The following is a 23,282-nucleotide window of genomic DNA, read 5'->3' on the forward strand; positions in this document are numbered from 1 at the left end:
TGTTTGTTATCGAGTCTATTCATTACATCACCCCGTGTACTGTATAACTAAAAGCTCTGCAGAATTAATTATCCATTAAAAAAAGCCCAGTGGCAACGGCCCTGGACTCTGTTTAATTACTTTAAAATCCTGAAAACTAAAGGTATTCTGTACTCCTTGCCTTCATACGCTTTGACAGCAGCTACTATTGTGAAGACGAAAGCAAGGATTCCCACGATCCAAATAGTAATCACCCCAATTAAGATGATCATAAGCACTACGCTGATGACGCTGTAAATCGTATAGGAAATTAAAAAATTTAAATATTCCTTGCCATGATAATCTACAAACTCCGAGTCATTCTTTTTTAAGAGCCAAATGATCAGCGGTCCAATAAAAGTTGTAAAAAAACTGGTTACATAGATGGCTGCTGCTAAAAGCCTTTCATCATTGGAAGGCATTTTATAATCATTCATTCTGTTTCCTCCTAATAATCCTCAATCTATATTATGATTTCTTCTATATTATTTACGTTATTCATTTTAAAAGGTTTCATGTATTTTTTAATTTTTGCACCCATCCATAAAATCCGTAAAACCTTAATTTCAAGTTCTTGATTAGGACAACTTGAATACAAATGTTAAAGACAGGCATTGCGTCATGACTTTGCCAAATTTTTTACCTGCTTAGGAAGGTGATATATAGATGATGTCAAAGCTGGAGGCTTTCATTCTGGGAATCATACAGGGGCTCACAGAGTTCCTGCCTATATCCAGTACAGGACATTTATATTTGGGGAGACATCTATTTGGGCTTGATGAGGCAGGCCTCTTCCTTGATACAATGCTGCATATAGGAACTTTACTGGCAGTCCTTGTCGTATACAAAAATGAATTGCTTCAAATCGTAAAGAAGCCATTCGGCAAGCTATCTATCCTTCTGATTGTCGGTACGATTCCAGCCGTAATCGTTGGGCTGCTGCTGAGTGACATGTTTGATTCAATTTCAAAATCCGGGGTTACAATCGGCTGGGAATTTCTATTTACGGGGTTCATACTCTGGATTGCTGATGGTGTTAAGAAAGGTGCCAAAAAGATGGAAAGCATCACATATGGAGATGCCCTGTTTATCGGCACCTTTCAGGCAGCCGCCATCTTTCCGGCAGTCTCCAGATCCGGATTAACCATTGCAGCAGGCCTCTTTAGAAAGCTCGACAGGGAAACAGCGGCTTATTTTTCATTTCTGCTATCCATTCCTGCCATCGCAGGCGGCATTGTTATGCAATTTGGGGAATTGATGTCCGGTCACACAGAAGCCATAACCCTTGGAAGTATGTTGATGGCAACTTTGTCTTCAGCACTCTTTGGCTATGCAGCAGTCGTTTGGATGATTAATTTTCTAAAACGAAAATCCTTGAAGATATTTGCTGTATACGTTTGGATATTAGGGTTCACCATTATACTCCTGCAAATGACCGGGATTTTTTAAATTTCTAATGGGGAGGTATCAGAATGGAAGAAATTATTGCCAGCATTTTTGAAATACTTTCCCAGCTGGGTTATGCCGGCATTGCACTTGGATTAATGGTTGAGGTGATACCAAGCGAAATTGTCCTGAGCTATGGCGGCTTTTTAGTCAGCACCGGAGACATCCATTTTACAGGTGCCCTGCTTGCGGGGATTGCAGGCGGAACATTAGCTCAGCTGTTTCTTTACTGGCTTGGCGCGTATGGAGGAAGGCCTGTTCTTGATAAGTATGGAAAATATTTACTGATTCAAAAAAAACATTTGGATGCTTCAGAGAAATGGTTTGAAAAGTATGGAACTGGAGTGATCTTTACGGCCAGATTTATTCCTGTAATACGGCATGCCATATCCATCCCTGCCGGAATTGCCAAAATGCCATTATCGGTCTTTACAGTATATACAATAGCAGCCATGGTGCCATGGACGGTTCTCTTTTTATTATTGGGAATGGAACTTGGTGACCATTGGAGAGACATTAAAGAATACGCAAAACCATTTATATTGCCTATCATAGTCATCGCGTTGGGTTCGGGGGTATTCTATTTTTTTTACAAAACGCGAAAAAGTTAACATAACCTAAATCAGCTTATTACTCAAAAGTGTAGAATTGATTATTTTACACTTTTTTATTTGTTCAATCAGAAAATGTTCACCCTTTCTTTTCATTTTTGTAAAATAAAGCAAATACTACAGGATCAAAGGACGAGACCATGTGATGAAAATTTTATTAAAAAACGCATTCATTTACCCTGTTGCTTCCCCTGCTTTTCATGGGGATGTCTTAGTAGAAAACGGAAAGATATTAAAGACAGGCAAGAACCTAAAGTCTGATTCAAATGTAAAAATTATTGACTGCCATAGACACCACTTGCTTCCGGGCTTCATAGATGTTCATACTCATTTGGGCCTGTATGATGAAGGCACGGGATGGGCAGGCAATGATGCCAACGAAACAATTGAACCGCTAAGCCCGCACATTCGAGCGATGGATGGAGTATATCCTCTTGATCCGGCTTTTGCGGATGCTGTGAAATATGGCATCACAACTGCCCATATCATGCCGGGCAGCGCCAATGTAATTGGGGGAACTACTTCTGTTATTAAGACTGCAGGAAAAAATATCAGCAAAATGATTATCCAGGAAACAGCCGGACTTAAGATTGCCCTTGGAGAGAATCCAAAACGGATTCACAGCCATGGGAACAAGGATTCCATTACAAGAATGGGGATAATGGGCATGCTGAGGGAAGCCTTTTATGAGGCCTTACAGTGCGATAACCCTGACTCTTTAAGGTTCGCACCGCTTGTAAAAGCACTTAAAAGAGAAATTCCCGTCAGAATCCACGCGCATAGGGCAGATGATATTATTTCTGCTATCCGCTTTGCAGAAGAATTCAATCTGGATCTTCGGATCGAACATTGTACAGAAGGCCATTTAATTGCGGACGAATTGGAAGGGCTGAATTTAAAGGTATCAGTCGGGCCCACTTTAACAAGAAGGTCTAAAGTGGAGCTGAAAAACAAAACCTGGAAAACGTATCAGCAGCTGACAGAGCATGGTGTTGAAGTTTCCATCACTACAGATCATCCCTACACACCTGTACAGTATTTAAATATGTGTGCAGCTATTGCAGTCCGGGAAGGCCTTTCCGAACAAAAGGCCTTAGAAGGAATCACCATTCTGCCGGCAAAAAACCTCAGGATCGATAACCGGCTAGGGAGCATCGAGGAAGGAAAAGATGCCGATTTAGTTTTGTGGAACCATCACCCATTTCACTTTCTTTCCAAGCCGAAATGGACAATGATAGGCGGAAATTTTGTGTACAGGGAATCGTGAAAACGTGTCGAATATCGCTGGTGTAATTTGACATAAAATCGCAAAAAAAATAATCAAAAAACCTATTTCCTTTTTGATTTTTTTTTAGTATTATACCTAAAGTGAAGTGAAAATTTTGCTTCTTTATGACAGACAATCTAATATCGGAAACGATAGTAATAGGGAAGGCAAATGGTGCGCCACCAGTTATCTGGTTCTAGTGGGTTCGATTCCCACCCCGAAATTTTTTAGCAGCATAATAAAAAATTTCGAGGGTGGACCGATGGCTCTATTTGGCATGGAGTAGGACTGCCCTCAATTGGAGGGATATCCTATGCTCAAGAAACGTGATCTTCACGAGTGCCATGCTTTATTCGATTTAATGACGCACCCTGATGTCTTCCCTTTTGTTCGCCAAAAAGCCAATTGTTATGATGAGTTTATGTTTATTACAAAGCAGACAATCGAAGCAGAAGAACGCGGTGAATTGATTTCACGCACAATTCTTGATGAATGGGGCACTCCGATTGGGACAATCAATTTGTATGACATCCAGGACAATGCCGGCTTCCTAGGCACATGGCTTGGCAAGCCCTACCATGGCAAAGGCTATAACAAATTAGCAAAAGATGCTTTCTTTGAGGAACTCTTTTTTGAAACCGGCATTGAAACAATCTTTATGCGGATCCGCAAGGAAAATATCCGCTCGCAAAAAGCTGCAGAAAAGCTTCCTTATGTCATTCTTGCAAATGAAACGAGAAAGTCTGTTTATGATCAGCTGAATGCCAATGAAGATATTTACAATTTATATGAGATCCCAAAAGATCTATATACTCTTCATGTAATGCGTCATGGAGCAGCAGTCCAAGAATCGTCCCAATTACTGGAGGCTTAATTGAAAAGCGGAAGAAAGCACTTGCATACAGGCAAGTGCTTTTTATTATTCTTTCAATTGATAATATTGGATACCGGTTCATCTGTTTTTTCTCTTATTCCGTACTGGGTCAGCAATTCTTCCAGCTCTTCATTTGTAAGTGTCTCAAAACGCCCGTCCACGAATGAAACTTGAGTCTGATTTGGATTAATCCTATTTATATTGAAGCTCATCATTCTGCCTCCTTCAAGTCGAGTTTTGGAAATGGCTGCTTTTAATATTTATACTCGCCGTTGGAAGGATTTTTATTCTCGTTATTCAAAAGTTCACATAATTGAAACACTTCTTTTAATCGATTTGTTCAGATTACGATAGCTGTTTTTCCCAGAATAAAGGCCTGCTTTGCACCGTCCTCTGTTTAGTATGATATAATTCTCTAGTCACTTTAAAGAAAGAGGAAAGAATCATGAATCAGACATACAGCAAAAAACAAAAGCTGCATCAGCTGCTGGTGATTTTAGTTCCAATACTAGTAACCCAGCTGGCGATGTACTCCATGACATTTATTGATACCTTAATGACCGGCCGCTATAATTCTCAGGACCTGGCAGGTGTAGCGATTGGATCCTCACTTTGGGTTCCAGTGTTCACCGGTCTAAGCGGCATACTCCTTGCTGTTACACCGATCGTGTCCCACTTGGTGGGAGCAAAGAAACAGAGTGAGGAAGTTGCCTTTTCTGTCATTCAGGGTGTTTATCTATCCGTCATTATGGCCGTCCTTGTATTTGCCGGAGGAGCACTCTCCTTAAATCCAATCTTAAGTGGAATGAATCTCGAAAACAGGGTCCATGACACAGCTTTCAACTACCTTGCAGCCTTAAGCACAGGATTGATTCCCCTTTTTGTCTACAATGTATTAAGGTCGTTTATTGACGCTCTTGGCAAGACTAGGGTGAGTATGTTTATTACACTTCTTTCACTGCCGATCAATGCTGTGTTTAACTATATGCTTATATATGGCAAATGGGGATTTCCGGAACTCGGAGGAGCAGGTGCAGGTTATGCTTCTTCTATTACTTACTGGCTGATCATGCTTATTTCATTTTTTATTATTCATAAAAATTCCCCATTCTCGAATTATGGAGTTTTCAGGAATTTGCATGCTGTTTCAATCGGCAAATGGAAAGAAATTCTTATGATCGGCATCCCAATTGGCTTATCGATTTTTTTCGAAACAAGCATTTTCTCAGCAGTTACTTTATTAATGAGCACATTCGAAACAGCCGTTATCGCCGCTCATCAGATTGCCCTCAATTTTGCATCACTTCTTTATATGATACCGCTCAGCATCTCAATGGCATTAACAATAGTGGTAGGATTTGAAGCAGGGGCTTCACGATTTAAGGATGCTAAAGAGTACAGCTGGATCGGGGTAGGCATTGCCGTAATTATGGCATTAATTTGTGCAGCCATCCTTTTGGCTTTTCCAAGAGAAGTTGCATCTATTTATACAAAAGACAGCTATGTATTAAAATTAACGGCCAATTTTTTAATCTATGCCATGTTCTTTCAGCTTTCAGATGCCATTCAGGCACCTGTCCAGGGAGCGTTAAGGGGGTATAAGGACGTAAACGTCACCTTTATTATGTCACTTATTTCTTATTGGATTATCGGACTGCCCTTTGGCTATTATCTAGCCAATCATTCAAACTGGGGGGCATATGGTTATTGGATAGGCTTAATTACAGGACTTGCAGCTGGCGCCATTACTTTAACAGGCAGGCTGATTTATCTTCAGAACAAAAAATACCCAGCATCCATGAAAGTTTAAAAAAAGGCAGAAGAATTCCGTTCTTCTGCCTTTTTTATAAGTTTATTCCTGGTAAACTTTTCCAAGGACATCTTTGCCCCCTGTAACCGGGATAATGCTGCCTGTAATAAAATCGGATTTTTCATCGGTCAGAAAGCTAATTACTCGGGCAATATCCTCACCTGTTCCCGGTCTTCCGACTGGTGAGGCATTTTCCTGAACCTCTGCGGCTTCTTCAATTTTTTTTTCCTTCCATTCACCGACGATATCTCCCGGACAAACCATATTTGCGGTAATTCCATTCCCGGCCTCTTCAAGTGCGATGGATTTCGTCAAAGACGCAGCACCCGTTTTCGCAGCAGCAAAAGCGGAACGGTATATCCAGCCGGAAGCTGACTCTACACGATCAAAGCCAATCGTAATAATCCTTCCCCATCCAGCTTCACGCATTTTCGGGATAAACAGCTTGGATAAATAAAATACCGCATTTAAATTACCATTAATCAGATAATTCCATTGTTCGAAGGTATATTCCATCATCTCTTTTCTTTCATGCACGTAAGGGCCTGCATTATGAATGACTATATCGATGACTGGGAAATCATTTAAAGCAGATTCTGACATCTTTACACATTCTGCCGGTATTGAAATATCTCCCTGCAAAGCAATATTTTTAGTTCCATATTTTTTGGTCAGTTCCCGGCATAATGAGACAGCTTCCTTTTGACTGCTACGGTAATTGATCACCAGATCGATGCCTTTTGCGGCAAGCACATACGCCGTTCTTTTCCCGATCCCTGTTGCTCCTCCCGTTATTAAAGCTGCTTTATTTCTCACAAAATTACCCCTCAGTATTTAATAAATTTTATATACATCAATACCAATATACTAGTAATTACAGTGTATTAATGCAAATAATAAGAAATTTTTTTCACCTTGGCTGCAGGGGCTGTGCAAATCTTATTGATCCATTATTAACGGATAGGCATTTTTCCGCATAGAATATATGACATAGTGAAGAATCATTAGCCTTGCCGGCAGTTTAGCATGGAAAGGATGAGAAGGATGTTTCCATGGAACTTTTTTCCATTTAATAAAGATATGAAAAATCCTCCCCATCAAATGAAACCGGAGGATATTGATAAATATGTCCGAAATATCATGGGGCAAATGTTTCCTCAAAATATGCAGGAAATGAGCGGAACACCAGATTTTATGAAAGGTTTTAATACAGCTGCCCCTGGAACTAATCACCAGCCATATTCTGCACCGCTGAATGCATCCGTCTTTGAAACACATGATTATGTTTTTGTGAGATTCCCTATTAAAAACGAGGACTGGTTAAAAGAAATGAAACTTTACCACACATCCAACCAAATGATTATTGAACATATTCCTGAGAAAGACGATAAGCATATCCTAACCCTCCCTGCTATTGTCAGAAAAAAAGGATCATCAGCAAGCTGCAAAGAGGGGTATATGGAGATAAAAATACCTAAAAACGTCGATATGCAATTTTCTGAAATTGATGTAACGGAAATATTATAAAGGGGGCATCTTTATGGAACTGAAAAAATGGAAAGATTTAATAAAAATGTCCGCTCAATATCAGAACCAGGATTTTTGGGACACCTTATCGCCTGAGAATTCCAGTCACAATAAAAAACATTCCTTTTCAGGACTGGAAGAGGATAAAATCAATCGTTTCCTATCTAATCAGAATATTTATCCTCGATGTGACATGTATGAGTGCAATGGGGATATCAAAATTGAAGCAGAGCTCCCCGGAATTTGCAAAAATGACATTAAAGTATCTCTCGTAGGAAATGAACTAATTATTAAAGGAAAATGTTCTTCATTTCATCAGCACTTGCGCTATTTTCTGAAAGAAAGACATAGCAGATCCTTTGAAAAAGTGCTTACTCTCCCCATGCCTGTTGATAAATATTCAATAGAATCGTCATTCGAACATGGGATACTTTCCATTTCTCTCCCCATCTTAATCCAAGAGGAAGAAGCAATACCCATTTTTGTAAAGGGTGAAGAAACCCTTTAATCAAGCAGTTTATCATAACAATAAAAAGGGTTGACCCGATCCATGAAGATTGTACCTGCAATGACATATCCGTTTTTTTCAAATAATCTTTGAGCCTTTGTATTCAGCGAGTATGTATCGGTTCTCATGTACGGTATCCCTTTACTGACTGCATGTTCTTCAGCAAATAAAATTAACTTGCTCGCAATTCCCTCACCTCTGATCTCTGGATCTACTGCCAGACGGTGAAATACAAAACACGGCTCATCTTTTCTCCACGAGGCATTTTTATATTCCTCAGCCTGAGTTTGATCGACAGTAATGGAACCTGCAACTTTTCCATCAAAGATGGCCGTGTACAAATTGCCCGCTTCAATATCAGCTAAAAAGTCCTGATCCTGGGGATAAGTCCGGTTCCATTGGTCATTTCCCTCGGATTCCATAATGCTAACAGTCTGCTGGACGATGGCCATAATTTTTTTCAAATCTTCTTTTGTTCCTTTTCTAATATCCATTCAAATCACCTATTGCTTCTGATTTTAGTGTCTTTTACTAATGTTCCTATGAAGGATTGAATACATACATAGAGTCCAAGTAAATACTACTCATAACGTAAACGACAGTATTCAGGTGACAGTGCAACAAAAAAAGGCAGCCTAAAGAGGCTGCCTTTCACTCGATCACATATTATTTGCCAATGAACATTTGAGTCCAGTAGTTACCGTCAGCAACATGGCCTACACCAAGATGCGTGAAGTTTGCATTCATGATGTTTTTACGGTGGCCTTCACTATTCATCCAAGCTTGTACAACTTCTTCAGGAGACTGTTGGCCCATAGCAATGTTTTCGCCTGCTGTAGTGTATGAGATGCCGAATTGCTTCATCATATCAAATGGTGAACCGTAAGTTGGGCTGTTATGGTCAAAATATCCTTTAGACTGCATATCACGTGATTTTTCACGAGCAACTTTGCTTAATTCTACATCCAATTTAAGCGCAGGCACTCCTGCTTTTGCACGTTCCTGGTTAGTTAATTCAAGTACTTTTTTCTCATAAGCACTTACTTCAGAAGTTGCAGGTGCCGCTTCTTTTGTCTGCTCAGCAGGTGCTTGCTGCTGTGCTGGCTGCTGTGCAGGAGCCTTTGCTGTTTCCTGTGCTTTTGCAGGCTGCGCTGCTGGAGCTTTTGCTGTTTCTTGTGCTTTTGCAGGCTGCGCTGCTGGAGCTGCCGGCTTTTGAGCTTCCTGTTTATTTACTTGAACATTTCCCCAATTAATATTGTAGTTTTTAAGGTATTTTTGAAGAATGCTATTGATCTGTTCCTGGCTTAGGTTACCAGATTGAGAAACTACCATTTTTTTAGCTTGTTCAGGAGTAGGACAATTTGAAGCTGCGTCCGCTTGGTTAGCTCCTGGTGCTGATACTAGTAATGCTGCTGCCGCTGCTACTGAGTAAATAACTTTCTTATTCATGTATTTAAATCCTCCCTGTGTTTGTTTTCTTTGTTGTATGGTGCTGTGTGACTTGCACAATCATCATATCACAGGGTTTTTCGTAATATTTTTGGACAGATTTTACAACTCCCTGATTTCAGGACACCTAAGAGACTTTTAAACTAGTAAAATCAGGGCTGCACCTTTTCATAAATCCTTATATTAATAGGTTTAGGGTTATTCATAATCGGGTAATTGAATAATTGGATTTTTTTCTCTTTAGTGGAAGCCGCTCTGAACAAATACCATTTATATACTAAAACATCACTATTGACAGGTTTTTAGGCTGACAATATTCTTTACTTTTATTACACCATTGTAACAAATGTTATAGGTATATGTGCCCGAATTTGGGTATTTATGCCCCTGAAGGAAAAGTTTTTGGAGAATTACCCGGATCCCAAACAAAAAGCAGCCATCGCTGCTTTTTAATGGCCGCTATCATCATTCTCTTCCATATTTTCTATTTCCGGGCTGGCTGATTCTTTTTCAGGTTCACTAGGCTGGCCGATCACAAATTCTTTTTTAGGCATATTATGCATCCTTCGTGCCGTTACGTGTGAATATATATAGTAGGTTCCTTCTTCTTCGAATGTTTTGTCGAGGCGATAAATCCCGTTTTCAGCATGTTCAACAAGAATTTTTTCGTGTTCTTCCGCATTTGCTCTCCAGATTTCAAACTTTACTTCATCTGCATCCGTGACCTCTTCTTCCCCATACGTAACTTTTGCTTCAAAAACTACCGGCTCATTTGCTTTTGCTTTTTCAGGATTAATCGATAATTCGACTTCCAGGAATTGCGGTTCTTCCTCAGCTGCATTGTGATTGCTGCAGGCTGTCAGGCTTACCATGAACATTACCGGGAGCCAAATATTTAGTAGCTTCTTCATCATAAATCTCCTTAATCTTACCTTATTTCGAACAGCGGCAGCACGATTCTAACCTTCGTACCTTTATTTAATTCACTTAAAACAGTCAGCTCACCTTGATGGAGCTTAACTAGCTTTTCTGCAATCGCAAGACCAAGACCTGTACCGCCATCTGATCTCGTTCTGCCTTTATTCACTCTATAAAACCTTTGTTTAATTTTGCTTAAATGTTCTTCAGAAATCCCAATCCCTGTATCCTCTATTTCAATCAAGCATTTATCTTTCTCTTGAGATAAACGGATGCTGATTCTGCCTTCTGCTGTATACCGAATTGAATTATCCATAATATTTTGGATGATCTGCTCAATCCTGCCTTCATCCCCGTTGATGATTACTTCAGGATCCAGGCGGTATTGTAGATCCAAATTTTTTTCACGGAGGATAGGCTTGTATTTTTCAATAGCATCCTCTATAAGCTGTCCCAGAGGCAGCGGCATTTTTTCGAGTTTGTATTCATCTGATTCAAGTTTAGATAAATCAAGCAGGTCTCCCACCAAACGTTCCATCCTTTTTGACTCTCTAAGTATCAGCTGCAAATATTTTTGCCTGTCCTCCTCAGATTCTGCCATCTCGGAAATGAGTGCTTCACTGTAGCCTTTTACATAGCTGATGGGAGTTCTTAATTCATGCGATACGTTTGCCAGAAAATCCTTTTTCTTTTCGTCTTCTTTCTGTATAGATGAGGACATATGATTAAATGCATTTGCCAGCTGGCCAATTTCGTCCTTCGAATCAATGTTTAAATGAATCTCATAGTACCCCTTTGAAACATGGTCAGCTGCATCCTTCATATCCAATAGGGGCTTTGTCAGTTTTTTAACCAGCATGGTACCTAAAATGATGCTGATAACTGTAAAAATCATCGCGGCAGCAAACCAAAGATACGCAAAATCCTGGGTAATCTCTGAAATTTTTGCCAGGGGAACATATAAATATATTATGCCCTGCAGCCGATTATCATCGAGAAGCGGAATAATGACACCCATAATCTTTCTGTCAAACCTTTTTTCATATCCCATTTTTTCAACTGCGCTGCCTTTTAGCAGCTCTTCACGTTCTTCTTCACCAATTAGTGTCTGATAGTCAATTTCAAAAGGCAGACAGGCACTAAGCTCTCTAGGATTACTGACAATAAAAACCTCTGTTTCTGATTTTGAATTATACCAATCGATTTTTTCCGTGAGATCCTCTGTCAAAGGCCCCCCCATGTATTCTGAAGAAAGGCTCCTCCCTTCAGTAAGCAGAGATTCCCTTACATTTTCCACATAAATTTTTTCATAAAATAAATAAGATAGAAAGTAGGAATATAAGATCGTAATGATAATCGCCGCAGTCACGGTCAGCCACATTTTTTTCGCCAGGCTATTGGTCAGGAATTTCATTCACTTGGCACCTCGAATTTATAGCCTACTCCCCAGACTGTTTGGATATAGTCACCAACCCCCAGCTTCATTCTCAGCGTTTTTATATGAGTATCCACGGTTCTTAAACTTCCTGTATAATCAATGCCCCATATATATTCAAGCAGCTGTTCCCTGCTTAATGCCTGGTTTTTATGTTCGATAAAAAATAGAAGCAATTCATATTCTTTAAGAGTAAGCGTGACCTGCATCCCCGCAACCGTGACCTTCCTTGCTTTTTTGTCAATTGTGATTTTTCCAATTTGAATAGAATCCATGTCACTTTTTAATCCGCCCGTTCTTCGGAGAACTGCATTCATTCTGGCAATAAGTTCTCCAGGACTAAAGGGTTTGACAATATAGTCATCCCCTCCTAACTGCAGGGCTTTCACTTTATCCCATTCCTCTCCCTTGGCAGAGAGAAATATAATTGGTACATTTGATTTTCCCCTGATTCGAGAACATACTTCAAATCCATCTTCACCCGGCATCATAATATCTAGAATAACTAAGTCCATCACATTATTTTCAAGTATGCCATATGCTTCAAAGCCGCTTTCTGCTGAAAAGCATGTAAATCCTGAATTCCCCAGGTACATTTCAATCAAATGCCTCATATCTGCTTCATCATCTATAATCAGGATATTCAGCATGTCATTTCACACTCTCCCTAATGACTATTTTAAAAGGGCCCTCTCCAACCTTAATATTTTTAATCGTTTTTAAATTTTTTGGCTCTAGTATATGTAAATCATTGCTGTCATAACCGGCGACCAAAAGTATATCTTTTGCAAAAGCCATTTCAAAGGGATTTGCTGCAACCGATACAGAGGCAGTTTCTTCCCCTGATTCATTAATTTTATATAACATATTTGATCCATGGCTTAAGACATATACATGATTTTCTTGTCCAAGAAAATTAATCGGCATCGAAGCAGCCTTAATCCTCTTTTTTAACTCCCCTGTTTCGGTATTATATACATGGATATTCTGTTCAATCTCAACACCTTCTCCATGTCCGCCAATCCAGATTTCACCGCTTTTCTCATTAAGCCAGGCACCGGCTGCTGAAGGATGAATTGTAAATTCCCCGCTTTTTGCTTTTGACTCAAGATCGATAATTCCCAATTTCTCATGGTTGAAGCTTAGGACAAATAGCTTTTTCTCTGCAGAGGATTCAAGGAGGGTAAGCGGATCTCTTTCTGTCTCGACCTGTTTTTCCTCCTCTCCATTTAAATTAAAGAACCTTATTTTGTTCAAGTTTTGATCTGCAAAAGCTATTTCATTAGTATCAAGCAGGATGCCGTTGACAATTCCTTCTCCTGTCTCCCAGCTATCAATCAGTTTTCCTTCCTTTAAGGAATATTGATCAGCCGTCTCCAGCTGTTTTCCATAAAGAAGTATGGAGTCATTGTCCGGGAGAATCAAAGCCCCTGTATAAGGTTTCTCCATAATCCACTCTGCCGCCATCTCCTTCTTAGCCAAGTCTACATAAGATATGGTCATATCCTTGATATTTACTGTAGCAGCAAAAGTTATATCTTCTGGAATTGCAGGCTGTCTCTTTTCTGAGCAGGAAGTAAGAAAGGCTGCTATTATCAATAATAAGAAAAACCAATATTTATTTTTTGACATACCATTTCTCCTTATGACTATCTTACCTTCATCTTACCTTAATATTGTGAGATAAATGTGAAAGGATCTTGAAACCTAAAGAAAACCTGCTGAATTCAAAAAAAATAGGAAGCTTAACCCTTCCTATTTCAAACATTCACATTCATTGATATGCATTTGGATAAGTGCGTTTTTTGATGTTTCATCCAAGTCTGACTGTGTAATTCTCTTAACCGCAAGGTAGAATTTTTCATAGATAGTCTTACGGACTCTAGGATGGGAATTTTCATCCTTTAGCTCCCTGGAGATTGCTTCCTTCAATATCATTTCAGCATTATGATCCTCTTCGAGTTTCCGGTTATTCCAAAGCTTCCGGTATTCATTCAGAAGCTTTTCATAGTCTGGACTCATTACTGCCACATCCCTTCCAAAACAGGAACCATTATGTATCCCTAAATGTATTTTTACATAAATAATTTTATAAATGCAAAAAATATAGCTAATATGCCAGAAAGGAGAATGATTAATGAATTCACCTTATCGGTGCCCAAACTGTAAAACCAACAGAAGCCGATTCAATATTATTCAGCAGGTGCCTCAATCCATTAAAATGGATCCACAGACAGGGAATGTATTGGAAGAGTACAGCAGTGAACAGCTGTCCCCTTTCCATATGCCTTATAAAGGCCCTGATAAGAGAGTGCAGTGTGCTGCTTGCGGACTAGTGGAAGACGAACGCACATTCATCAAATTTGGCGAAAAACAGTAGTATTGCTGAAAACGAATAAAAGCTTGAGATTTTATTCTCAAGCTTTTATTCGTTCACTAACTTATTTTCCTTAAAGAATCTTTTATTGTCCACTTTCCATGCGTCGGCTTGTGAATAGCGCACAAGATAGATGCTGCCTCTAAAATGCATTCTGCCGCGGTTCTTTATAAACCAGTCAACTTCCACCGGCACTTCCAGGCTCAGCTCGCCTGTCAAATCCTCAGCAGGAAGCACAGGCATCGCACTCAGCCTTACATTTTCTATAATGGGCAGGATTTTATTCCATGGCAAAGGCTGCAGGGAAATGGGCTGTACGATCTTGGAATCCTGCTGTTTTAATCCAGCCATGAATGCACTGATTACTTCATATGGATTTGCTTTATAGAGATATCCATCAAGTTTTCCTGCTGCTTTTAATATCATCAGCTTGTGCGATAAATCCATGTAATTGGTACGGTGGGTGGTACTGCCATAAAAATGAATACAGAAGTGGCCGGGAAAGTTGTTTTTCAGTGCACCGCCTCCATGGGGCATTCCATGCATGGAAGCGGCAATCCACTGATTTCCATTAATAATAATGATTGCTCGCCTCTTCCAGCTCCATTTTCCTCCATAAATGCTTTTCATTATTTTTGTTTCTTCTGCGTCTAATGGCTGTACATCTGCATGATGGCTGCCGGCTCGTCTTTGAACTTTAAACTTCTTGCCTGTTTCAACATCCAGAACAGTAAATTTACTGTATTTAGGCAAGATCCCATTCACTTTTTCCCAAGGGATCATCTCAATCTTGCAGCTTATCCCCTCTTCCGCTGCAGTAGTGTGTGTGGCTCCTGCAGCAAAAAGAACAATGAAGATAACGATTGCGTGTATTGTTTTCATAAGTTCCACTCATTTTTTATGTTTTTTCGGTTCAGCATTATATATTGAGTTTCCCAAAAACAGGTTTTTTTCATTCATATGAAGGAATAAAAAAATCGCACAAGTTGAGTGCGATTTTTCTTTTCTTTAATGAATACCTTCTAAGGTTTTTAATCTTTTCTCCATTTCTCCCCAGTCAAGATTTTCTCCTATAAAAACCATATTCAAGGGCAAATTCATGTTTTCCTGCATATACAACGGCATTCCATAAGAATACTGAAACAGCAACGGATACTGTGATGAATGCAGTTTCAAATATCCTTTTATTCTGTAAACAGTATCAGGGAGGCCTCTTAGAAACTCCTCAAATTCAGTCTGGTTAACAGGTTTTTGAAACTGATAAACAAAAGTGCTCAAGCTTAGATCAGAAAAAACATGTGAACTGGAAGCCGGGCTCTTTTTCCCGGAAGTCATACCTCTTACCTGCTTCACAGCAATCTTTGAGTACGATGTTAAGATGCTGAAAGCCTGGCTGTTTAGACCCTGTACCTCCATTGTAAGCCTGGCCTGTTCCGCTTCAGTAAGGTCATCTGCTTTATTTAAAATAATTAAATCCGCATGCCTCACCTGCTCAATTAATAGCTGCTGAATCTGAGGGCTTAACAGCTTTCGACTAAGCCATCTTGGACCATCAACAACTGAAAGAATCCCTTTTACCAGCATTCGATCTGCAAAGAGGGGGGAAAGGATACTATCCAGAACTTCAATGGGATGAGCTGCGCCTGTTGTTTCAATATAGATCGCTTCCGGCTTATCAACCATCAATAATTCTTGAAGCTGAGCTTCCAGCTTATCTGAGATTGTACAGCATATGCATCCATCAAGCAGCTCCTTTAATGGTACATCCTCATCGACCACGTCCGAGTCAATTGATACTTTTCCAAGCTCGTTCATCATGACTGCCACTTTCCTGCCTTGCTTTTTTTCCTCCTGGAGCAGCTGCTTAAGAAGTGTAGTCTTCCCGCTCCCAAGAAAGCCTGATAATATATATATTTCTGTTTTATTCATATTTTTCCCCTTCTTCACGGTCTGCAAGCATTTCTTCAATCATAATCATCATTTTCTTCTCTATTGAATCAATATCCAGATTTGTTAAGTAACCAACGGAATGAAACATTTCCTGTTTGCATTTCCAGATGGGAATATATGCATTTGGATAAAAATCATCTTCCGTTTCAATTCCCAATTCCAAAATGGACTCATAGTCAACTTTAAATACATCATTTTCTGAAGCACTGCGGCCTTTAATGGTTCTGATCAGGTCTACTACCAGATTTTCCCCGCCGGTTTGAAAGTCTGTTTTATAGTTATTAAGAAGTTTTTCTGCAAGCTTTTCGCATTTTTGTTCTATATCTGATATTTGATTACGGGTCTGCTCATTAAGTTCCACTATCTGCTTCAAAGGATCACCTCTTTATAGCTATCCTGTCTAATGACACATTGTATATGATTTTCTCAGTCCATACAAACCTTAAGTCATATTTGCTATAATCTCTAATAAGGATGGTGGAGTTAATATGCTCGAAAATACCGGGGAAAGAATCATACCGGAGGAAATGCCGATTACAAACGGAATGCTTCTGGAACATTTGGCGCGTTACTATTTTGCCCTTTATTATGCCAGAGGAAGAGTCCTCGATATTGCCTGCGGAACGGGGTACGGCTCAAAAATCATGGCAAAAGCCAAGAAAAAAGAAATCAATGAAATAATCGCAGTAGACGTTGATGGAGATACACTGAAATATGCCAGGCAGCACCATTATCATCCTCTTGTGCAATATGTACAGGCCAATGCAGAAGATGAAATCCTCCCAGATCAATTAGGATTCTTTGATGTGATAACGAGCTTTGAAACGCTTGAACACCTGGAATCAGAAGAAATATTTCTTAACAGCCTTTATAAAATGCTAAAGCCTGGAGGGACTCTCATTTTATCCACTCCATTCGGCGCTGGAAGGGGAAAACCAACAAGAGAGCCATTCCATTATCATCAGCTGACTGAAAATGAATTCACTGATCTGTTTAAGGCATACGGAGAGACGGAATTTTATTATCAGAGAAGTGTTCTTATTGAACCGAAAAGAGAAGGCAAACACTACCCTTTTGGGATTGCGGTCTGCAGAAAAAAGTAAATGAGGAGCCCCACTGGCTCCTCATTTACTTTTTTAGAGCTCTTCGGCTCTTTTTTCGGAACTATTCTTTTTCAGCCTTCAGAAACTGCTTCAGTGCTTCTGAGTTTTCTTCAAAATCCAGCTGGAGAACCGATCCGGCATGCTCATAGGTTTTATTTTCAAAACTGTCTGTAATCGGCACCCTCAGTGTTTCAATATCAGTAACAGGATCCATTAAAAATGAAACACCTAAGGCTATTGCTTCCTCAATCTTTAAGTCAGTTTCAACGTATTTCAATGCCTGGCTGATCACTTCCGGAAATCTTGCCAAACCAGCAGGTGAAGAGAATTGATTCATCACTTCATCTTTAAGCTCTATCAAAATCTCCTGCTGCCTGTCCACTCTCCCAAAATCACTTTGTCCATCATGGCGAAATCTGACATACGATAATAGGTCGCTCCCCTTAAGTTTTTGCTTGCCAGGATCCAATTCCAATCCCATATCGTCAATCATTGCAGAACTGACTTCCACTTCAATTCCATCCGGAGCAATGGCATCAAGCATTTTTGTAAATCCCTTAAAGTCGATAATTGCTGTATGATCGATTTGGACTCCGAAGTTTTGCTCTATTGTATCCTTTAATAAATCCTTGCCGCCTATATAATAAGCATGATTCAGTTTGCTGTACATATATTCATAATCAGGAATTTTTACATAGCTGTCCCTCATTAAAGAGACCAATTTAATCGATTCTCCAGAAGGTATATAACTGGCCAGAAGAATAGCATCTGAACGTGAATCCTCTTCTCCCCTGCTGTCAACACCAATGAGCAAAAAGTTTTTCGTTTCATTTCCAATAGCGGATGGCTTTTTACCTTCCTTTTCAACCCCATCAGCTCCAGAATCCTGCCTTACCTCATTTGGATCTTCTTTTTGCTGATAGGAAGTACAGCCGGACAGGATGGCTGCAGCCAATAAAAAGACAATTATTATATTCTTCAAGCGAATCACCCCTGCACTGCTTATAGTAAAGTTTACTATCATTGTGGGAAAGATGAATGCTTTATATACCCATTTTCTATAACAGGAATACATGTATCAACAGAAAAAAGCTCTCCAAAAATGGAGAGCTTTTGCCTTAAGATTCTATTTGTTCTTTCAGCACTTCGGCTGCTTTTTGAATTTGCGTATCATTTTGATCAATTTTTTCACGGAGTTTTTCCATCAGTCTAAGGGTAGACTGCCCTGATAATACTCCATTTTGCTCAAGCTTTTCGGCGGCCTGAAATTCTTTGACAGCCTGTTCTGTTTTTTCATCAAAGAAACCGTCTTCTCTTCCAGGATCATATCCAAGTGCTTTTAGCATTTGCTGTCCTGCTTTAACCTGAGCTGAAGAAACAGAAAGCTTTAATTCAGTGTCAGGATTAATAAATGGCAGTGTAGCATAATCCGGCAAGGCCACTTTGTGAACCGGTGTTATTCCCTTTTTATGAATCCAATTCCCATCCGGTGTGAGCCATTTTTCAGTAGTGAATTTCATGTTTGATCCATCGGAGAAGTCCTGTGCACGCTGGACTGTGCCCTTTCCAAACGACTTTTCACCGACAAGCGGCACATCTGCAGACTCGTGTACTGCGGCGGCCAAAATTTCTGATGCACTTGCGCTTCCTTTATCAATTACAACTACTAAAGGAATATTCGGGTTTTCCTCTTTCGTTGATTTAACTTCTTCCCTGTTTCCATTGCGGTCTTCAATTTGGAATAAAATCTCGCCATCCGGGACAAACAGGCTGGAAATTTCCACCGCCTGATCCAAAAGACCCCCAGGATTCTGGCGAAGATCAAGAATTAACCCTTTCATGCCCTGCTTCTGCAGATCATTCAGAGTTTCCACCAGCTCTTTAGAAGTATTTTCCGAGAAAGTAGTAATCTGCACTTTTGCAATACCATCTTCAAGCATTTCCCCATAGACGGTTTCAAGGGGAATAGTATCACGAGTAATGGAAATATTCATAGGCTCATCTGAACCAGGGCGCTGAACTGAAAGTTCTACCTTAGTGCCCTTTTCACCTCTGATCAGCATAACGGCCTCAGTCGAACTCATCCCCTGAAGACTTTTTCCATCAACGGACAGGACCTTGTCATTCGGTTTAAGCCCGGCTTTTTCAGCAGGTGAACCTTTTAATGGTGAAACAATTACAATGTAGCCTTCCTGTTCCTGGATTTCAGCTCCGATTCCTTCAAATGAGGATGAAATACTCTGATGGAAGCTTTTGGCTTCTTCCTCATTCATATAGTCTGAGTATGGATCATCCAGCGCTTCAAGCATACCGTTAATAGCGCCATTTATAAGGTTATCCTGGTCAACTTCCTGGAAGTAGTTTGTTTTAAGGGTATCATAAGCTGTATAAAACTTATCAAATTCCCTTCTATCGCCAGTTCCAACATCTACTGCTTTTTCATCTCCAAAAGCCAGTGCAAAGGTAGTAATTCCAGCTGAAAGGAAAACAATAAAAAACAGCAGCATTACAAAATGAAACTTTTTCATGCGGATAAAACCTGAATGGTTATTATCGGGTGTTTCGGAAGTTTCTTTGTTTAGATCTTCATTTTGCAAACTCTTCACCACTTTCATTACCGTAAAATAACTATGTAGAATCCTTAATGATTAGAATAACATTTTTATCGAAAAAATAACAAAGAAAAATGCATATGTGTAAAAATTGAAAGAGCGCCAGCGAAAAATGCTAAAGCGCTCCTTCTTATGTTAGGCTACCCCATAGCCTTGATCTTTTATCGCTTTTATTAAGTTTTCCTTATCAGCTTTTTTCGGTTCATACTCGATTTCTGCATGTTCGCCGTGAAAGGCAATGGCGACGCTTGCCACACCATCAATGGAGAGAAGGGCATTTTTGACCGCCTCTTCACAGTGGCTGCAGGTCATGCCCGCAACTTTAAGTGAAACTTTTTCCAATGTATGAACCTCCTTTTCACCTGTAAAACCTTAGTTTATTATTACCTCATTTAAGGGTGTTAATAAACATCGAGTCAACAGTCGGCGGCTTGATGTATGCCAACACAGGAATCATACTTCCCCTCAATATAAACATCGAGAAAAATAAAAGATTAATGTTTAGCCGGCATAGACCATATTTTATTATATAGTCTCATTTTAAAAATCCACAAGCATCCGCCTAATCCTATACACCAGCCTTCCCTCGAGCCTCCCATCACTTTTTTAAGGAGTGAATTATAATGATAATCGCAGTGTTATGGTTAAGTTTCGCAGTTTCATTGATCTGCCTTATTGCAGGAATCATGAATCAGTCATGGAAACTTGCTCTATCAAGCTTTTTTCTACTTCTGCCCTTAGGCTATTATTTAACTGGGGCAGAAAACGCTCTCCGCATCCTGTCTGCACTTCCCGCTGTTCCCCTCATTTTAGCAGTTATATTTTATTTTCAATCAGGGATAAGCAGCCCCAAGCAAAAAGGAAAATAAAAGAGGCCTTTGTGGCCTCTTAGATCTTTTTAACAATATCGAAGTATTCTTCCAAAGTCCATTTCTTTTCGTAAATGACTGTTGCTGCTTCAGTCCCAACATAGCGGAAATGCCAAGGCTCATATTTATAACCTGTGATGCCTTCTTTTCCTTTAGGGTAGCGGAGGATAAATCCGTAGCGATGTGCATTTTCAGCAAGCCACTTTCCTTCCCTGGTTTCCCCGAATTCTTCTGAAAGTTCAAGATTTGCACTTCTGCTTGAGATATCCATTGAAAGGCCTGTCTGATGTTCACTGCTGCCCGGAATGGCAACTGCCTGAACTGCTTTTTCTTTTCCTACTTTGCTTACCTCTGCTTCAAAAACCTGTGATTGCCTGGTAAATGAACGGTATCCGGAAACTGCAAACAATTCAACACCTTCATTTAGCGCTCCGGTAAATAGCTTTTCCAAAGCCTGGGCAGCGTCCTGCCGCAAATAGCTTTTTTCCAAATCTAATTTCCCATAAGAAAATGCGACATCAGGAATCATTAACTTGGAAGGTTCATAGCCATCCGGAAGACTGAACTGTTTATTCACGAGGGCCATCACATTTTCAGGATTCTGAATTATATTTCTTCCATCGACAACTTTAACATCATTAAAATATGCCGCTTCCAATGAAAGAGGATCATTTTGAATTTCTTCTTTGCCTTCTTTGCCTTCATTGCCTGCTTCCTCAGCACTGTTTTCTTCTTCTTTTGAGGATTCATCTTCTAGAGGAGGTTCCTCAAGACTTTTTTCTCCTCCCAGAAATGGAATTTTTTCAATAAGCGGCTGAACCTTCTCCATATAAGGATCGAGCTTGCTGCAGCCGGAGAGCAGGAGGCTAAGGGTCCCTGCCATAATTATGATTTTCTTCATTCATTTTCACCTGACTTTTTTTGTCTAGCGCAATCACCCTGCCCCTCGGGCTAGGCGCTGCTGCTTTTCTTTTTCTTTGCAACATTACTATTTTAACACTACAAGTCAACTAGTCCATAATTGTGTGAAAAACAGGACAAACGGCACAAATTGCTTTTGGCAGATTTTTTTTATTTAAACTCAAAAAAAATAAAACTGGCTCACAATGAACCAGTTTCCATTTCCTTTATTCTTTAACAGCCGCCTCAAGTGCAACTTCAATCATTTCATTGAAGGTGGTTTGTCTTTCTTCAGAAGTTGTTTCCTCACCTGTAAGGATATGATCGCTGACTGTTAAGACAGAAAGCGCCTTACGGCCAAACTTCGCTGCAAGTGTATAAAGCGCAGCCGTTTCCATCTCAATCGCCAAAATCTGATATTGTGCCCATTTTTCGTGTTCAGCATTATCATTATAGAACATATCTGCTGTGAATACATTTCCGACTTTGAGGTTTAATCCTTTTTCAACACCTGCATCATAGGCTTTTTTCAGAAGGTCGAAGTTAGCTGTCGGCGCAAAGTCTACCCCTCCAAATGTAAGCCTGTTCATTTGGGAATCTGTAGAAGAGCTCATTGCCAGGATTACATCCCTAACTTTCACATCTTTTTGAATTGCACCGCATGTGCCTACTCTAATTAAGTTTTGAACATTGTAGCTCTGCATAAGTTCATTAATATAAATGGAAATGGATGGCACTCCCATGCCTGTGCCCTGAACTGATATGCGTTTCCCTTTATACGTTCCTGTATAGCCAAACATGTTGCGGACTTCATTGTAGCATTCTGCATTTTCCAAAAATGTTTCTGCAATATATTTTGCACGCAGAGGGTCTCCAGGGAGCAGGACCGTTTCCGCAATTTCGTTTTCTTTAGCACCGATATGTATGCTCATAATCAAAACCTCCAAATTAATTCTGAAGCCACTGTAAATGCTTCCAAGTCAAACTATACCATATGTGCCATCACTTAGAAACAAATTACATAAGGCATGTTTTTTCACTGTACGGGAAAGCTATTTTTAGCTTTTCCAAAGGAGGTTGTAATCATGCCGCAAAAAGGAATGAGCAAAAAACTCAGGCAGGCCGTACAGCATGCCAACGAGACAAATCCATCTTCGAGGGCTAATACCGAGCCCCATACATCCAAAACAGTCAAAACAAAAAGCAATCGATAATCGGAGGGATTAGGATGGGAAAGAAGCACCGCAACCGTATAAATTCTCCAAAGAAAAATAATCATATTCCTGCTGAAGCCATTATTGCAGAGCAAGAAGCCCACGGCAAGGAATACACTGCCAATAAACGCAAAAATAGTCCAGGATCAAACATTACGGAATAAAATATTTAATAAAATAAGCAGGAGAGCTATAGTGCCCTCCTGCTATTTCATTGTTAAGGGAATTTATAAAAAATAACGATGTGAATAACTTTTAGAAAAAAATATCTGCATCAGTTCCACCGCCCAGCACCTCGGGTCATAAGCCAAATTACTCCAGAAATCGGGACAAGGAATGCTTCGGCAGCGATACATCGCCCCGACCATAGTAGCTTTGGGAGATTTCCTGTGAT

The 23,282-nt window shown here is 39.9% G+C and carries 29 protein-coding genes; 11 read left to right on the forward strand and 18 right to left on the reverse strand.

Annotation, left to right across the window (positions count from 1 at the left end; all coding sequences use genetic code 11):
* Positions 1 to 116: 116 nt before the first annotated feature.
* Positions 117 to 455, reverse strand: coding sequence for a DUF4870 domain-containing protein (locus tag A361_RS18495; protein ID WP_009332537.1), 339 nt, complete (start codon positions 453 to 455; stop codon positions 117 to 119).
* 232 nt (positions 456 to 687) lie between these two features.
* Here A361_RS18495 and A361_RS18500 point away from each other — a divergent pair, with 232 nt between their 5' ends.
* From A361_RS18500 to A361_RS18515, 4 genes are all read left to right on the forward strand, one after another.
* A complete protein-coding gene (locus A361_RS18500) occupies positions 688 to 1,467 on the forward strand; it encodes an undecaprenyl-diphosphate phosphatase (RefSeq protein WP_026041549.1) in 780 nt (259 codons plus the stop codon).
* Between the two features lie 23 nt (positions 1,468 to 1,490).
* Positions 1,491 to 2,075 (forward strand): DedA family protein, encoded by a 585-nt coding sequence (locus tag A361_RS18505; RefSeq protein ID WP_009332540.1) that lies wholly within the window; start codon positions 1,491 to 1,493, stop codon positions 2,073 to 2,075.
* 142 nt (positions 2,076 to 2,217) lie between these two features.
* A complete protein-coding gene (locus A361_RS18510) occupies positions 2,218 to 3,342 on the forward strand; it encodes an amidohydrolase (protein ID WP_026041550.1) in 1,125 nt (374 codons plus the stop codon).
* A 313-nt stretch (positions 3,343 to 3,655) separates the two neighbouring features.
* Positions 3,656 to 4,216: a GNAT family N-acetyltransferase gene (locus A361_RS18515; protein ID WP_019379674.1), complete on the forward strand. Its 561-nt coding sequence runs from the start codon at positions 3,656 to 3,658 to the stop codon at positions 4,214 to 4,216.
* 53 nt (positions 4,217 to 4,269) lie between these two features.
* On the opposite strand, the gene A361_RS30560 is transcribed toward A361_RS18515, so the two are convergent.
* Positions 4,270 to 4,431 carry a hypothetical protein gene (locus A361_RS30560; RefSeq protein ID WP_167543168.1) on the reverse strand — a complete coding sequence of 54 codons (162 nt, stop codon included), beginning with the start codon at positions 4,429 to 4,431 and terminating at the stop codon, positions 4,270 to 4,272.
* A gap of 230 nt (positions 4,432 to 4,661) precedes the next feature.
* Between A361_RS30560 and A361_RS18520 the strand changes: the two genes are divergently transcribed.
* Entirely contained in the window at positions 4,662 to 6,026 is a 1,365-nt protein-coding gene (locus tag A361_RS18520; RefSeq protein ID WP_019379676.1) for an MATE family efflux transporter, read from the forward strand.
* 42 nt (positions 6,027 to 6,068) lie between these two features.
* Here the strand turns inward: A361_RS18520 and A361_RS18525 are convergent, their stop codons facing one another.
* The gene (locus tag A361_RS18525; protein WP_019379677.1) at positions 6,069 to 6,842 is read right to left on the reverse strand and encodes an SDR family oxidoreductase; all 774 of its coding nucleotides are present in this window, start codon (positions 6,840 to 6,842) and stop codon (positions 6,069 to 6,071) included.
* Positions 6,843 to 7,070: 228 nt separating this feature from the next.
* Here A361_RS18525 and A361_RS18530 point away from each other — a divergent pair, with 228 nt between their 5' ends.
* A complete protein-coding gene (locus A361_RS18530; protein WP_009332554.1) occupies positions 7,071 to 7,553 on the forward strand; it encodes a hypothetical protein in 483 nt (160 codons plus the stop codon).
* Positions 7,554 to 7,566: 13 nt separating this feature from the next.
* A complete protein-coding gene (locus A361_RS18535) occupies positions 7,567 to 8,061 on the forward strand; it encodes an Hsp20/alpha crystallin family protein (protein WP_019379678.1) in 495 nt (164 codons plus the stop codon).
* Here A361_RS18535 and A361_RS18540 read toward each other — a convergent pair.
* From A361_RS18540 to A361_RS18570, 7 genes are all read right to left on the reverse strand, one after another.
* Entirely contained in the window at positions 8,058 to 8,555 is a 498-nt protein-coding gene (locus A361_RS18540) for a GNAT family N-acetyltransferase (RefSeq protein WP_019379679.1), read from the reverse strand. The two genes, A361_RS18535 and A361_RS18540, sit on opposite strands and share 4 nt — an antisense overlap.
* A 172-nt stretch (positions 8,556 to 8,727) precedes the next feature.
* Positions 8,728 to 9,510 carry a CAP domain-containing protein gene (locus A361_RS18545; RefSeq protein WP_019379680.1) on the reverse strand — a complete coding sequence of 261 codons (783 nt, stop codon included), beginning with the start codon at positions 9,508 to 9,510 and terminating at the stop codon, positions 8,728 to 8,730.
* 449 nt (positions 9,511 to 9,959) lie between these two features.
* Complete coding sequence (locus tag A361_RS18550; RefSeq protein WP_019379681.1) at positions 9,960 to 10,421, reverse strand: FixH family protein; 462 nt, start codon at positions 10,419 to 10,421, stop codon at positions 9,960 to 9,962.
* Between the two features lie 17 nt (positions 10,422 to 10,438).
* Positions 10,439 to 11,842, reverse strand: coding sequence for a sensor histidine kinase (locus A361_RS18555; protein WP_019379682.1), 1,404 nt, complete (start codon positions 11,840 to 11,842; stop codon positions 10,439 to 10,441).
* Positions 11,839 to 12,513: a response regulator transcription factor gene (locus A361_RS18560; RefSeq protein ID WP_019379683.1), complete on the reverse strand. Its 675-nt coding sequence runs from the start codon at positions 12,511 to 12,513 to the stop codon at positions 11,839 to 11,841. Before A361_RS18560 ends, A361_RS18555 begins: the two co-directional genes overlap by 4 nt.
* A gap of 1 nt (position 12,514) precedes the next feature.
* Positions 12,515 to 13,495, reverse strand: a complete 981-nt coding sequence (locus A361_RS18565; RefSeq protein ID WP_019379684.1) for a hypothetical protein — start codon at positions 13,493 to 13,495, stop codon at positions 12,515 to 12,517.
* 123 nt (positions 13,496 to 13,618) lie between these two features.
* Complete coding sequence (locus A361_RS18570) at positions 13,619 to 13,885, reverse strand: hypothetical protein (RefSeq protein ID WP_009332564.1); 267 nt, start codon at positions 13,883 to 13,885, stop codon at positions 13,619 to 13,621.
* Between the two features lie 115 nt (positions 13,886 to 14,000).
* Here A361_RS18570 and A361_RS18575 point away from each other — a divergent pair, with 115 nt between their 5' ends.
* A complete protein-coding gene (locus tag A361_RS18575; protein ID WP_009332565.1) occupies positions 14,001 to 14,243 on the forward strand; it encodes a hypothetical protein in 243 nt (80 codons plus the stop codon).
* A gap of 45 nt (positions 14,244 to 14,288) precedes the next feature.
* On the opposite strand, the gene A361_RS18580 is transcribed toward A361_RS18575, so the two are convergent.
* The 3 genes from A361_RS18580 to A361_RS18590 all read right to left on the reverse strand — a co-directional run bounded on the left by A361_RS18580 (position 14,289) and on the right by A361_RS18590 (position 16,563).
* Complete coding sequence (locus A361_RS18580; RefSeq protein WP_019379685.1) at positions 14,289 to 15,122, reverse strand: hypothetical protein; 834 nt, start codon at positions 15,120 to 15,122, stop codon at positions 14,289 to 14,291.
* A 126-nt stretch (positions 15,123 to 15,248) separates the two neighbouring features.
* Entirely contained in the window at positions 15,249 to 16,169 is a 921-nt protein-coding gene (locus A361_RS18585; RefSeq protein ID WP_009332567.1) for a CobW family GTP-binding protein, read from the reverse strand.
* Positions 16,162 to 16,563, reverse strand: coding sequence for a hypothetical protein (locus A361_RS18590; RefSeq protein ID WP_019379686.1), 402 nt, complete (start codon positions 16,561 to 16,563; stop codon positions 16,162 to 16,164). The genes A361_RS18585 and A361_RS18590 overlap by 8 nt, the downstream gene beginning before the upstream one ends.
* Before the next feature lie 115 nt (positions 16,564 to 16,678).
* Between A361_RS18590 and A361_RS18595 the strand changes: the two genes are divergently transcribed.
* Positions 16,679 to 17,293 carry a class I SAM-dependent methyltransferase gene (locus A361_RS18595; RefSeq protein WP_019379687.1) on the forward strand — a complete coding sequence of 205 codons (615 nt, stop codon included), beginning with the start codon at positions 16,679 to 16,681 and terminating at the stop codon, positions 17,291 to 17,293.
* A 61-nt stretch (positions 17,294 to 17,354) separates the two neighbouring features.
* Here A361_RS18595 and A361_RS18600 read toward each other — a convergent pair whose 3' ends face one another.
* The 5 genes from A361_RS18600 to deoD all read right to left on the reverse strand — a co-directional run bounded on the left by A361_RS18600 (position 17,355) and on the right by deoD (position 22,606).
* On the reverse strand, positions 17,355 to 18,284 hold the full coding sequence (locus tag A361_RS18600; RefSeq protein WP_254786579.1) for an LCP family protein: 930 nt from the start codon (positions 18,282 to 18,284) through the stop codon (positions 17,355 to 17,357).
* 127 nt (positions 18,285 to 18,411) lie between these two features.
* Positions 18,412 to 19,908 (reverse strand): S41 family peptidase, encoded by a 1,497-nt coding sequence (locus A361_RS18605; protein ID WP_033196456.1) that lies wholly within the window; start codon positions 19,906 to 19,908, stop codon positions 18,412 to 18,414.
* Positions 19,909 to 20,040: 132 nt separating this feature from the next.
* Complete coding sequence (locus A361_RS18610) at positions 20,041 to 20,247, reverse strand: heavy-metal-associated domain-containing protein (protein ID WP_019379689.1); 207 nt, start codon at positions 20,245 to 20,247, stop codon at positions 20,041 to 20,043.
* 546 nt (positions 20,248 to 20,793) lie between these two features.
* Positions 20,794 to 21,675: a D-Ala-D-Ala carboxypeptidase VanY gene (locus A361_RS18620; RefSeq protein ID WP_009332574.1), complete on the reverse strand. Its 882-nt coding sequence runs from the start codon at positions 21,673 to 21,675 to the stop codon at positions 20,794 to 20,796.
* Positions 21,676 to 21,901: 226 nt separating this feature from the next.
* Positions 21,902 to 22,606 carry a purine-nucleoside phosphorylase gene (gene deoD, locus A361_RS18625; RefSeq protein WP_009332575.1) on the reverse strand — a complete coding sequence of 235 codons (705 nt, stop codon included), beginning with the start codon at positions 22,604 to 22,606 and terminating at the stop codon, positions 21,902 to 21,904.
* 153 nt (positions 22,607 to 22,759) lie between these two features.
* On the opposite strand from deoD, the gene A361_RS31295 reads away from it, so the two are divergent.
* Together A361_RS31295 and A361_RS30295 are read left to right on the forward strand one after the other, a co-directional pair.
* Positions 22,760 to 22,888 carry a hypothetical protein gene (locus tag A361_RS31295; protein ID WP_009332576.1) on the forward strand — a complete coding sequence of 43 codons (129 nt, stop codon included), beginning with the start codon at positions 22,760 to 22,762 and terminating at the stop codon, positions 22,886 to 22,888.
* Between the two features lie 14 nt (positions 22,889 to 22,902).
* Positions 22,903 to 23,052, forward strand: coding sequence for a hypothetical protein (locus tag A361_RS30295; RefSeq protein ID WP_009332577.1), 150 nt, complete (start codon positions 22,903 to 22,905; stop codon positions 23,050 to 23,052).
* Positions 23,053 to 23,282 lie beyond the last annotated feature (230 nt).

It is taken from the genome of Cytobacillus oceanisediminis 2691, assembly GCF_000294775.2.
Taxonomy (GTDB): Bacteria; Bacillota; Bacilli; order Bacillales; family Cytobacillaceae; genus Cytobacillus; species Cytobacillus pseudoceanisediminis.